The organism is Rothia sp. HMSC071B01, from assembly GCF_001808945.1.
Taxonomy (GTDB): domain Bacteria; phylum Actinomycetota; class Actinomycetes; order Actinomycetales; family Micrococcaceae; genus Rothia.
On sequence record NZ_KV795077.1, the window covers coordinates 111024 to 122806 of the forward strand.

The following is an 11783-nucleotide window of genomic DNA, read 5'->3' on the forward strand; positions in this document are numbered from 1 at the left end:
AGGTGAGCAATTCGAAGTTCAGCACCCCCAGCAAGATTTACATTGCCCGCCTTTTGGGCCTCGACGTTTTTGACCCCTTCGGTGACCGCCTCGGCCGTCTCCGAGACGTCGTCGTGCTCAAACGCGGCCTGGGCGCATCCATTGCGGGCGCCCGCCCCGCCAAGGGCAGCGAACCCATTGTTGTCGGCATCATCGTTGAGGTGCTCGGCAAGAAACGCGTGTTCATGCCCATGACCCGAGTGCGTAGCATCGACGCCTCCCAGATTATTTCAACCGGCCTGGTGAACCTGCGCCGCTTCGAACAGCGCAACTCTGAGACTCTCATCGTCGGTGAGCTCTTCGACCGCCGCGTGCGTCTGCTCGACGGCAGCGGCGACGCCGTCATTGAGGACGTCGCCATTGAGCAGCGCCGCAACGGCGACTGGGGCGTGACCGAACTGTTCGTTTCCCGCGTCAGCTCCTCCTCCAGCACGTGGCGCCGCCGCTCCAAGGAGACCCTCATCGTCGACTGGGACGAGGCTCTGCTCTCCACCGACGTGGAGCCGCAGGCGGCAACCGCGTTCGTGGCGAACCATGAGAACTCCAAGCCCGCCGACCTTGCGGACGCCATCCACGAGATGAGCGATAAGCGCATGGTCGAAATCGCCGCCGAGCTGCAGGATGAACGCCTCGCGGACGTTCTGCAGGAGCTGCCCGCCGAGGACCAGGTGCAGATTCTCTCGCACCTGGACGACGAGCGTGCCGCGCAGGTCCTCGAAGAGATGGAACCGGACGACGCCGCCGACCTGCTCATCGAACTGGACGACACCCAGCGTGAAAAGCTGCTCGAACTCATGGAACCCGACGAAGCAGACGACGTGCGTCGACTTCTCGAATACGACGAAGGTACCGCCGGTTCGCTCATGAACCCGGTGCCGATCATCCTCTCCCCCGAGGCGACCGTCGCGGAGGCGCTCGCGCACATCCGCGCCGAGGAGATCCCTCCGGCGATGGCGGCTGCCGTCATGGTGACCCGCCCGCCCCTGGAAACCCCGACCGGCAAGTACCTGGGCCTGGTGCACATGCAGAAACTGCTGCGTGTGCCGCCGAGCGAGCCGATTGGTCACATCCTCGATACCGATACTGAGCCTGTCTCTGACCAGGCAAGTTTGGAAGAGCTGGCACGCGTGCTGGCAACCTACGACCTGACCATCGTTCCCATTGTGAACGAATCGCACCGCCTGGTAGGCGCAGTGACCATCGACGACGTGCTCGATGCGCTCCTGCCTGAAGACTGGCGAACTTACGATGATGGAACTCCCGTACGAAAGGTAGGACGACGCTTTGGCTGATTCGAACCGCCGCGACGCAAACCGTACCGAAGAGAACCCCCGCATCGATAAAGCGCGCATTCTCAAAGACCGCTTGGAGAAGAAGTACGCTGAACGCAACCGCGAGCGCGGCGACTCCCGCCCGCAGCGTAGCGACTCACAGCTGAGCACCCCTGGCACCCGCAAGCCGAAGCTGTTCTCGAGCCCCAACCCGGACGCTTTCGGCCGCATGACCGAGGGCTTTGCACGCTACATGGGTACCCCGCAGTTCCTGATGTGGATGACCATTTTCTGTGGCGTGTGGCTTGCCTGGAACTCCCTGGCGCCGGAGGAGATGCAGTTCGACCCGCGTAGCCTGAACTTCACCCTGCTGACCCTGATGCTGTCCCTGCAGGCTTCTTACGCTGCTCCCCTGCTGCTGTTGGCGCAGAACCGTCAGGATGACCGCGACCGCGTGGTGGCCTCTGAGGACCGTAAGCGTGACCAGCAGAACCTGGAGGAGACCCAGTACCTGACCCGCGAGATTGCTTCGCTGCGTATTGCTCTGCGTGAGGTTGCGACCCGTGACTTCGTTCGTAGCGAGCTGCGTGACATTCTTGAGGAACTGCAGAACATTGCGCAGGAGCAGGAGCGTCACGCCGAGCAACTGCAGGACATCAGTGAGGACATTGAGGACCTGGAGGAGGCTATCGACGATATCGATATCTCCGAGGGCGAGGAAAAGGACGCTGAGGAGCAGGGCTCTGAGGACCAGAACTCTGAGAAGAAGGAGTCTGCGGGTGCCGATAACGGCGCCGATAAGTCCTCTGATAAGGCTGAACGCTCCGCGAAGGACTCTGTAAAGGACTCCGCGCAGGATTCCCGTCACGGCGATTTGAGCCAGCCTCAGAGCCGCGAATCTCAGCAAGCACAGCAGCATGCAGAGCGCACCCGTGAGGGAGGTGCCCGTGACCGCTGATAACCCGCTGCAGGATGCCCTCTACGCGGCGCTTGCCCGCGTCGAGGACCCCGAACTGCGCCGCCCCATTACGGAGCTGGGCATGGTTGAGACGGCGCTCGTGCATCCTGAACTGGATGAGCACGGTGAGCCGATTCCCGGCCGCCACTGGGCTGAGGTCACGGTGCTGCTCACCATTGAGGGCTGCCCGCTGAAGAACACCATCGAGCAGCAGGTTCGTGACGCCGCCGCAACCGTTGAGGGGATTGAGCGTGTGCAGCTGCAGGTGGGTGCGATGAACCCGCAGCAGCGTTCTGCCTTGCGTTCGATGCTCAAGCCGGAGCGTTCTAACCCGTTTACCGCGCCCGGTTCGCTGACCCGCGTGTTCGGCGTGGTCTCCGGTAAGGGTGGCGTGGGTAAGTCCTCCATGACCGCGAACCTTGCCGCCGCGTTCGCCTCGCGCGGGCTTGCGGTGGGCATTATTGACGCGGATGTGCACGGCTTCTCCATCCCGGGTCTGCTGGGTATTACCGACGCCCCGACCCGCCTGGATGACCTGATTCTTCCGCCGACCGTGGATGTGCCCGCCCCCGCCCAGCGTTGGGGTGAGCAGAAGGTCAGCGGCGGCTTTATTCGCGTGATTTCTATCGGCATGTTCCTCAAGGGCAACGAGCCGGTGGCGTGGCGCGGCCCCATGCTACACCGTGCCCTGGAGCAGTTCATCATGGATGTGCACTTCGGCGCCCTGGATGTGTTGCTGCTCGATTTGCCGCCCGGCACCGGCGATATTGCCATCTCCATGGCTCAGCTGTTGCCGAATGCGGAGCTGGTGCTCATTTCCACCCCGCAACACGCCGCGGTGGATGTGGCGGAGCGTGCCGGTACCCTGAGCTTGCAGACCGGTCAGAAGGTCGTGGGCGTGGTGGAGAACATGGCGGCAATGACCCTACCGGACGGTACCGTGCTCGACATGTTCGGTTCTGGCGGCGGTCAGGTGCTCGCTGAGCGTCTTTCGGAGGCGCTCTCCTACCCGGTACCGCTGCTCGGTTCTGTCCCGCTGGATGTGAACCTGCGTACCGGCGGCGACGATGGCATGCCCGTCGTGTGGGGTCACCCCGACTCCGCCACCGCAGAAGAAATCCAGTCCATCGCCTCGCAGCTGTTGCAATCCGGCGAGTCGAGGGCGGGTCAGAGCCTGCCGCTCTTCGTTTAGAGATGTAGCCGTCTAGGCCCAAGCATCTAGAAGCTGACGGTCAGACAGCTGATACAGAAAGAACCCCGCACCATCACGGTGCGGGGTTCTTTCGTTTCAAAATCTTAGGTGGCGTCCACGTCGAAGGGGGCGTATGCGCCTCGCGGAAGAGCACGGCTCTCAGCCTTCTCCTTCTCCTTCAGCAGCGCCTCTTCACGTTCCCTCGCCTCACGCTCACGCTCAGCGTCATCCTCAGCGAACGCCTGCTTCACAATCACGCGCGGATCGTACTGGCGGGGGTCGTACTGGCGCCAGTTAATATCTTCCAGACCCGTCTCGCCCAGGGCTTCCTTGAAGTCGTCCTTCGCGTCGAACGCCATGCGGCGCACGGTCTTGACGAATTCACGGATCTGGCGGGCGTATTCGGGCATGCGTTCGGGACCGATCACAAAGAACGTGATAACGGCCAAAATAATAAACTCGGTGCCACTAATACCAAACACAGAATATAGATTATCAGTTCCAAGCCAGCACCGCCGAACCCACGGCGCTTTCTGGACGTGTCTTTAAGCTCTGGACAAGCAGAAGGCGTACGCTACCGCGCTACGGAGGGGCATTGCGCCCACGGCTAAGAACGCACAAGACCGCCGGCAGCACACCGGCGGTCTCAAGCACCCGTTGGAAAGAATCAGCGGTTTACGGCGGATAATCTCCACCGCCGGGCAGCTGCTTCCAATGCCACAGCCAGCCAACCCAGCCCCACTGCGCACACGCCCCCGCCACCAGCAACGCCCAACGATACGCCCGCGAACGGCTCGCCGCCGCCACCACAATCACCAACGGGAACAACGGCAACAACAGGCGGAACGTCGACGACTGCGGATTCAAAAACAGAATCAAATACGCAAAATAGCTCAGGCACCACAGGTTCAGCGGAGCCGCCAAAACCCTACGCGCCAGAGGGCTCAGACACAGAGCAATAAAGCCCAAAATCAGCAGAGTCAACAGCACCGGAGCCGCATACCCAAAGTACAGGTAACCCTGCGACAGCCACGGCTGAATCGGCGCCAAATGGGTGCCGCGCCACGCCGTCTCCGTGGCGGTGTACGCATCCACACGGCCCGTAGCCCACCACGCAATCGCAGGCCACACCAGCGCACACGCACACACCACCAAGGCACTCACCAGCTGCCCCAGATGACGCACAAACGCCGCACCCATACCCGACTGGCGGCTCGAACGCACCCAGCACGCAAACCACCACAGGCCAGCAGCCGCACCCAGGGGCACACCCACCGGGCGGGACAGGCACGCCAACGCCGCCATAGGAACCAGCAGGCCGTAGCGTCCCTGAACCAGGCACAGCAGCGCACCGGCAAGGAACACCAGGTTCAGCGACTCCGCATACGGAACCTGAAGCACCGGCGCCACCGGCAAGAACGACACCAACGCCACAGCCCACATGGACAGGGCAGAAGGCGACTCCTCGCTCTTGAAACCGGTCGCCTTCAAGGACGCCTCAAACAGCAGGTAAATCACCCACGCCGCCGCAAAACCAGCAAGCAGAGCAACCGTCGCCGCCACCGGGTAGTACCCGATGCCCGTCGCATGGCTAATAGCACCGGAAAGCTGCGGGAAAATCGGGTAAAAAGCCCACTGATTCTGCTGAACCACACCCGCTGCGTTCACCGGTAGCTCACTCGGGTAGCCCTGTACCGCGATCTGCTCATACCAGCCGGCATCCCAGATGCTAATGAACGACAAATAATCCAGGTGCTGACCCCACGGGCTGCGCAGCTGCTGCTGACCGACCACGGCAAACACGATGAAGCCCCACACGCGGGACAGACCGTAAATCAGCAGTACCGACAGCCACGCGGGCAGGGCACGCAGACGCTCCCCCACCCGGTGCAGGCGCTCACCGGAGGCGGTATACGCCCAGGTCAGAAGCTCGTCAAAGGACTCACCCTGCTCTTCCTTCGCGGAGGAGGTGCGAGGTGCCGAGTCAGCGGCGGAGTTAGCGCGGGCGGGCGGAACAGGGCTAGTGTGCGCAGAAGGAACACTCACCGGCGCTAGCTCCCCTCAGCCACCGAAGGAACACCCTCAGCCTGCGGGTTCTTTCGCTTCTCCACAAAGTCATGCGCGCTCAAGGTGCTCTCCGCATCATCAGACAGGGGAACCGCGCCGCGGCGAACCGGCTCAGCGGCAGCGACGTTAGCATCAGCAGATTCTGCGGTTGCATCGGCAGAAGCATCACCGGATGCCGGCTCAAGCGCCTTTTCGTCCTCGGGATCGCCGAAGAAACGAACCGAAGTACTCAAATCCTCCACACGGTCGAAGGTGCCCAGGCCGTCACGGCCCACGCCGCTGAAGAACGCGGCGCCGGGCACGGCACGCTCACCGCCGAGCGCCACAACGGAGAGCACCGCGATGCCCGAAATCAGCAGGGCAAGCAGAATCAGAAGAAAGTTCATGTCAATCTCATATCATGCAGGACCGTCAACCCCTGACGGTCACCTAAATTCAAATAGTAGCGCCAGCACCGGCAGAATCAGCACCAACAGAGTTAGCGCCGCGGCTAGTCCTCGTCACGGTCGCTGAGCAGCCAGGCACGCAAATCCGCGTGGCAGCGGGTCAGCTGGCTAAAGCTCACGTGTTCGTTATCGGTGTGAGCCAGCAGGGCGTCACCGGGCCCAAAGTTCACGGCGGGAATACCAATCTCGCTCAGGCGAGCCACATCCGTCCAACCGTACTTCGGCTGGGGCTCCTCGCCCACCGCCTCAATCAGAGATGCCGCCAGCGGAGTGTCCAGGCCGGGGCGAGCCGCCGGGGACAGGTCCACAAAATCCAGCTCGTATCCGGCGAAAACCTCACGCACGTGGGCGACCGCCTCATCCAGGGTCTTATCCGGGGCGAATCGGTAGTTCACGTGCATCGCCGCCGCATCGGGAATCACGTTACCGGCAACGCCACCAGAAATCTGCACCGCATTCAGGCCCTCACGATAGTCCAGGCCCTCCACCGCGATGGTCTTCGGCTCGTAGGAGGCGAGCGCCGCCAACGCCGGTGCCAGGGCGTGAATCGCGTTCTCACCGCGCCAGGCGCGACCCGAGTGGGCGGCCAGGCCGCGGGTGCGCACGAAGAAACGCATGGTGCCGTTGCAGCCGCCCTCAATGGTGCCGTTGGTCGGTTCGAGCAGCACACCGAAATCTGCGTCGGTGATGAGCTCACCGTGGTTGCGGATCAGGCGCGCTAGGCCGGAAAGCTCGCTAGCGACCTCTTCGTTGTCGTAGAAGATGTAGGTCAGGTTGTAGTCGGTGTCCTGCGCGGTCAGCTCGGCGGCAAGCTTCAGCTGCACCGCAACGCCGCCCTTCATATCGGTGGCGCCGCGGCCGTAGAGCACGTACCCGTCCTCTTCTTCACGCACCGTAGAGGGCACAGTACCCAGGGAACCCTCGACGGTAGGCAGGGGCACGGTATCCAGGTGACCGGCGAGGATAATGCGGGTACGCTCCCCCTCAGCACTCTCCCCCTCAGCTCCAGGCAGCGGCGGGAATTCGGTGCGGGCAATGATGGCGTCCCCGTCACGGGTCAGGTGCAGGTGGGGGCAGAACGACAGCGCCGTGTGCACGGCATCAGCAATCGTTCGTTCGTTACCAGAAACCGACTCAAGATCCAGCAGGGCACGCGTCAGCTCGGGCATAGACACGTCCAAATTCAGGGGCGGTGCCGGAACCGGGTGACGTTCAGAAGTATTCGGGGAAACGCTCATCCTTCAACCTTACAGGTTCCCCCGTGCGCATACCCGCGCACACAACGCCCATATCGAGCATATGAGACGGTCTTGAAGGGGCGCCAAGCCCCAAACCTATAATGGAAGGCATGTCTGAAAACACTCCCCGTTACGCCTCCGGCGTCGCACTGGTCAATGTTGTTGTCTCTGGCGAGCACGCCGGCACCGTCCTGGATGCCTGGTTCCCCGCCCCCTCCCTCACCCAGACCCCCGACCTGTCCATCGCGGACGAGCTGGAGGAACTGGCCGCCGAGCACCCGGCGCGCAATGCCCGCACCGAGGTGCGCACCGCCTCCATCAACCTGGATGAGGCACCCGAAGACGCACTCGACGCGTACCTGCGTCTGCACCTGCTCTCCCACACCCTGGTTCGCCCCAACGAGCTGAACCTGGACGGCCTGTTCGGCACCCTCGCGAACGTGGCGTGGACCAACCACGGCCCGGTGCTCGCTGCCGAGTTCCAGAAGCTCGCAATTGGTCTGCGCAAGCTGGGCCACCTGAGCGTGAGCCACATTGATAAGTTCCCGCGCCTGGTGGATTACGTGGTTCCCGCCGGCGTGCGTATTGGCGACGGCGATCGCCTGCGCCTGGGTGCGCACCTGGCCTCCGGAACGACCGTGATGCACGAGGGCTTCGTGAACTTCAACGCCGGCACCCTGGGCACCTCCATGGTTGAGGGCCGTATCTCGCAGGGCGTTGTGGTGGGCGACGGCTCGGATGTGGGTGGCGGCGCCTCCACGATGGGCACCCTCTCCGGCGGCGGCAAGAAGCGCGTATCCATTGGTGAGCGTTCCCTGCTGGGCGCGGAGTCCGGTATCGGTATTGCCCTGGGTGATGACTGCGTGGTTGAGGCGGGCCTGTACGTGACCGCAGGGTCGCGCGTGAGTGTTCTGTTGCCCGGTCAGGAGGCGCGCGTGGTGAAGGCTGCGGAGCTGTCCGGCGTGTCGAACCTGCTGTTCCGCCGTAATTCGCTGAGCGGCGCGATTGAGGTTCTGCCGCGTGCGAAGAACACCGTGGAGCTGAACGAGGCGCTGCACCTGAACTAGTCTGTACCTGGACTAGCGCTGGTTGCCCTTGCGAACGTTGGGGGTTCGTGAACTTTCGGGGTCGGGATGCGTGAAGCATCCCGGCCCCTTTTCTGTGCCCTGTGTTCTCTCTTCCGCCGCTTTCACAGGCTGGGCGCGAATCCGCGGTGGCTACGATGACCGTTTTCAGGGCGGGATGCTTGGGCTTTCGCTAGGCTGGTAGTACCGGGTACAGCGTACCCGCCATGACTGACCACTTGTACAGTTCAGAGAGGAACTCAGATGCCTGAATCAACTAAGTCAGAGTCGACGATGAGCGAAACCTACCGGCACTTTACGCGCCTCTTCCCCTACCCGCACGAGCGTATTGCGGTGGGCGTTCCTGCTACTGATGCCATGGCTCGTTACGATGAGTTGGCTCAGCTGGGGCGCACGGAGGGGTTCGTCCCCTTCTTCCTGAACCTGAACGATACGGTGCTTGAAAGCATGGTCATTGCGGTATCCCTTGAGCACGACATCATTGACGATGTTGAGACTCTGACCCCCGAGCAGGTGAGCGCCTACACTCGTGCCGTCCTGCAGCGTTACCGTACCGCCCGGGGTGCCGCCTCCGCCGAAGAGTACGGTAGCGCAGTCATTGCTCAGCAGTTGCGCCGGGTTATGGACGATGGCGAAGATACTAGCGAAGACGACCCGGACGACTTCAACCTCAATGAGCTTGTTGACGAGTTTATGGGCTCCGATTTTCTGCCCGATGAGGAGCCCGAAGATGACGCCCCGATTCTTTCTGCCCTACTCTGCTACGAGCTCCAGGATGAGGAGCAGGGCGAGATGCTCCTGCTGCAGATTCCGACCGATGACCCCGCCGATATTCCCGCGTACCTGCCCTTCGGCGGCTGGAATGACTGCCCGAACGCCGAAACGCAGCTGGCGTTCACCCACTATTGGCGTGAAAAGTACGGCGCAATCCCGGCGGCTCTTGACAATGCCGATTGTCTGGAATTTCTGGTGGAACGCCCCGTAGCAGACCCGGTCGAGGCGAAGAAGGTGGCGGTCGAGCAATTCGCATTCTGTTCCGATCTTCCGTTCCAGGTGTTTGAGGATTTTGAGCAGCTGACGGAGTTTATTCACCAGAGCCGCCAGTGGTATTTCTGGTGGGATTAGACGCAAACTATACAGCGAGGTGGGGGCGAGTGGCGACACACCTAAAGAACGCTTCCCACATGCTCACACCAGAGTGCACAAGCGCACAGTGTCCGAGGGTACTTACACCCCATGCACGGCTGTACCATTAGATACAGCTCAACAGCTTTTGTCCCCCATCCGGAGCACTTTTTCCGGATATATAAAGCCCGAAAGGACATCATGAAGGTACTCGTTACCGGCGGCGCCGGCTACATCGGCTCCCACACTGTACTTGAACTGCTCAAGGCAGGCCACGACGTCGTCGTCATGGATAACCTCGCGAACTCTTCCGAGGAGTCCCTCAAGCGCGTCGCTGAACTCGCTGGCCGCGCCCCCGAGTTCCACAAGGTTGACCTGCTCGACCTCGAAGGCATGAAGGCTCTCTTCAAGCAGGTTCGCCCCGACGCTGTGATTCACTTTGCGGGCCTGAAGGCTGTGGGCGAGTCCGCAGAGAAGCCGCTGTGGTACTACCAGACCAACGTGGCTGGCACCCTGAACCTGCTGTACGCAATGGACGAGGCTGACTGCCACTCCATCGTGTTCTCCTCCTCCGCTACCGTGTACGGTGAGCCCGAGTCCATGCCTCTGATCGAGAAGATGAACATGGATGCGCAGTCCTGCTACGGCCGCACCAAGGAGCACATTGAGGACATGCTGGTCGACCTGGCTGCTTCCGACTCCAAGTGGAACATTGCTCTGCTGCGTTACTTCAACCCCGTTGGTGCGCACGAGTCCGGCCGTATCGGTGAGGACCCGGCGGGCATCCCGAACAACCTGGTGCCCTTCATTGCGCAGGTTGCTGTGGGTCGCCGCGAGCACCTGAACGTCTTCGGTAACGACTACCCGACCGTTGACGGCACCGGCGTGCGCGACTACATCCACGTGGTTGACCTGGCTGACGGCCACCTGAAGGCGCTGGATTACATTACCCAGCACGGCGGCCTGCACACCTGGAACCTGGGTACCGGTAACGGCTACTCGGTTCTGCAGGTTCTGCACGCGTTCGAGGAGGCGTGCGGTAAGGAGCTGCCGTACAAGATTGTGGATCGTCGCCCCGGTGACGTTGCGGTCTCTTACGCTGATCCTTCCTCTGCTCTGGCGGATCTGGGTTGGAGCGCTAGCCGCGACATTAAGACCATGGTTCGCGACCACTGGAACTGGCAGAAGAACAACCCCAACGGTTACGAAGCCTAAGCTGTTTTAGCCCCTTGTGAGGGGTGTTGAAGAGTGCCCGATAGGTGTTATCTCACCTATCGGGCACTTTTCTGCGCTTTTTTCGAAATTTTTACCAAGTCGTGACTACCTCCCCAAAGGCGTTTGACACCTCGTGAGTACGTAGAAAAAGGGGAGAATATATTCCCTAGTCAGAGCCTTTTGTGAAGATGGGGTATTTTTTACCCATATTTTTACGTCAAAAATACTATAACTATGCATTCGTGCTTAAAAATTCACATTGCTTACACAGTAAAGTGAATATTTTGCAGACAGAAAACCGTATGAGGCGTAAGCTGAAAACTCAGCATACAGACAACCCGCATCATAGACGCACCTCACGTGAAAGGGTTCAAAATGTCCGCACAGGCAGCTCCCGAAGCGCAGAAAAACCTCATCGAAATCGCCAACGTCAACAAGTACTACGGCACCAACCACGTTCTGAAGAACATCAACCTTTCCGTGGGAAAAGGTGAGGTCGTCGTCCTCCTCGGCCCCTCCGGTTCCGGCAAATCCACCCTCTGCCGAACCATCAACCGCCTCGAAACTATCACCAGCGGATCCATCACCATTGACGGACAAGAACTACCCGAAGAAGGCCGCGCACTCGCCAAGCTCCGCGCCGAAGTCGGCATGGTCTTCCAGTCATACAACCTCTTCGCGCACAAGAACATCCTCGATAACGTAACCCTTGGACCCCGCCGAATCCGCAAAATGTCCAAGTCAGAGGCAGAAGCAGAAGCCATGAACCTGCTCGCGAAGGTTGGTGTGGATTCCCAGGTGCACAAAATGCCCGCAGAGCTTTCCGGCGGTCAGCAGCAGCGCGTCGCCATCGCCCGTGCACTCGCCATGAAGCCCAAGGTCATGCTCTTCGACGAACCCACCAGCGCGCTCGACCCCGAAATGGTCAACGAGGTGCTCGACACTATGGTCTCCCTCGCGAGGGAAGGCATGACCATGATCGTGGTGACCCACGAGATGGGTTTTGCCCGCAAGGCGGCAGACCGCATCGTCTTCCTTGCCGACGGCGAAATCATCGAAGAGGCGCACCCGGACGAGTTCTTCACCAACCCGAAGAGCGAGCGCGCCAAGGACTTCCTCTCCAAGATCATCAACCACTAAAGCGGAG

At 61.2% G+C, this 11783-nt stretch carries 11 protein-coding genes; 7 read left to right on the forward strand and 4 right to left on the reverse strand.

Features of this window, described 5'->3' with window-relative positions; genetic code table 11:
* Window positions 1-2: 2 nt before the first annotated feature.
* The 3 genes from HMPREF2527_RS08070 to HMPREF2527_RS08080 are packed head-to-tail and all read left to right on the forward strand — an operon-like array spanning window position 3 to window position 3460.
* Window positions 3-1331, forward strand: a complete 1329-nt coding sequence (locus HMPREF2527_RS08070) for a magnesium transporter MgtE N-terminal domain-containing protein (protein ID WP_070507633.1) — start codon at window positions 3-5, stop codon at window positions 1329-1331.
* Window positions 1324-2268, forward strand: coding sequence for a DUF1003 domain-containing protein (locus tag HMPREF2527_RS08075; RefSeq protein WP_070507636.1), 945 nt, complete (start codon window positions 1324-1326; stop codon window positions 2266-2268). Before HMPREF2527_RS08070 ends, HMPREF2527_RS08075 begins: the two co-directional genes overlap by 8 nt.
* Window positions 2258-3460, forward strand: a complete 1203-nt coding sequence (locus HMPREF2527_RS08080; RefSeq protein ID WP_070507638.1) for a P-loop NTPase — start codon at window positions 2258-2260, stop codon at window positions 3458-3460. Before HMPREF2527_RS08075 ends, HMPREF2527_RS08080 begins: the two co-directional genes overlap by 11 nt.
* Before the next feature lie 104 nt (window positions 3461-3564).
* Here the strand turns inward: HMPREF2527_RS08080 and HMPREF2527_RS08085 are convergent, their stop codons facing one another.
* The 4 genes from HMPREF2527_RS08085 to dapE form a co-directional block, all read right to left on the reverse strand.
* Window positions 3565-3942, reverse strand: a complete 378-nt coding sequence (locus HMPREF2527_RS08085) for a twin-arginine translocase TatA/TatE family subunit (RefSeq protein WP_049349385.1) — start codon at window positions 3940-3942, stop codon at window positions 3565-3567.
* Between the two features lie 193 nt (window positions 3943-4135).
* Window positions 4136-5506, reverse strand: coding sequence for a hypothetical protein (locus HMPREF2527_RS08090; RefSeq protein ID WP_070507640.1), 1371 nt, complete (start codon window positions 5504-5506; stop codon window positions 4136-4138).
* Between the two features lie 5 nt (window positions 5507-5511).
* A complete protein-coding gene (locus HMPREF2527_RS08095) occupies window positions 5512-5913 on the reverse strand; it encodes a taurine ABC transporter substrate-binding protein (protein WP_070507642.1) in 402 nt (133 codons plus the stop codon).
* Window positions 5914-6017: 104 nt separating this feature from the next.
* Window positions 6018-7211 carry a succinyl-diaminopimelate desuccinylase gene (dapE, locus tag HMPREF2527_RS08100; protein ID WP_049349379.1) on the reverse strand — a complete coding sequence of 398 codons (1194 nt, stop codon included), beginning with the start codon at window positions 7209-7211 and terminating at the stop codon, window positions 6018-6020.
* Window positions 7212-7312: 101 nt separating this feature from the next.
* Between dapE and dapD the strand changes: the two genes are divergently transcribed.
* The 4 genes from dapD to HMPREF2527_RS08120 all read left to right on the forward strand — a co-directional run bounded on the left by dapD (window position 7313) and on the right by HMPREF2527_RS08120 (window position 11776).
* Window positions 7313-8278, forward strand: a complete 966-nt coding sequence (dapD, locus tag HMPREF2527_RS08105) for a 2,3,4,5-tetrahydropyridine-2,6-dicarboxylate N-succinyltransferase (RefSeq protein ID WP_070507644.1) — start codon at window positions 7313-7315, stop codon at window positions 8276-8278.
* A 261-nt stretch (window positions 8279-8539) separates the two neighbouring features.
* Entirely contained in the window at window positions 8540-9421 is an 882-nt protein-coding gene (locus HMPREF2527_RS08110) for a DUF4253 domain-containing protein (RefSeq protein ID WP_070507646.1), read from the forward strand.
* Between the two features lie 201 nt (window positions 9422-9622).
* Window positions 9623-10636: a UDP-glucose 4-epimerase GalE gene (gene galE, locus HMPREF2527_RS08115; protein WP_049341848.1), complete on the forward strand. Its 1014-nt coding sequence runs from the start codon at window positions 9623-9625 to the stop codon at window positions 10634-10636.
* 375 nt (window positions 10637-11011) lie between these two features.
* Window positions 11012-11776 (forward strand): amino acid ABC transporter ATP-binding protein, encoded by a 765-nt coding sequence (locus HMPREF2527_RS08120; RefSeq protein ID WP_049337287.1) that lies wholly within the window; start codon window positions 11012-11014, stop codon window positions 11774-11776.
* The last annotated feature ends 7 nt before the right edge of the window (window positions 11777-11783 follow it).

Coding starts and splice junctions, on each gene's coding strand:
- HMPREF2527_RS08095 (WP_070507642.1), bottom strand. CDS start 5,913: ATGAACTTTCTTCTGATTCTGCTTGCCCTGCTGATTTCGGGCATCGCG.
- dapE (WP_049349379.1), bottom strand. CDS start 7,211: ATGAGCGTTTCCCCGAATACTTCTGAACGTCACCCGGTTCCGGCACCG.
- dapD (WP_070507644.1), top strand. CDS start 7,313: ATGGAAGGCATGTCTGAAAACACTCCCCGTTACGCCTCCGGCGTCGCA.
- HMPREF2527_RS08110 (WP_070507646.1), top strand. CDS start 8,540: ATGCCTGAATCAACTAAGTCAGAGTCGACGATGAGCGAAACCTACCGG.
- galE (WP_049341848.1), top strand. CDS start 9,623: ATGAAGGTACTCGTTACCGGCGGCGCCGGCTACATCGGCTCCCACACT.
- HMPREF2527_RS08120 (WP_049337287.1), top strand. CDS start 11,012: ATGTCCGCACAGGCAGCTCCCGAAGCGCAGAAAAACCTCATCGAAATC.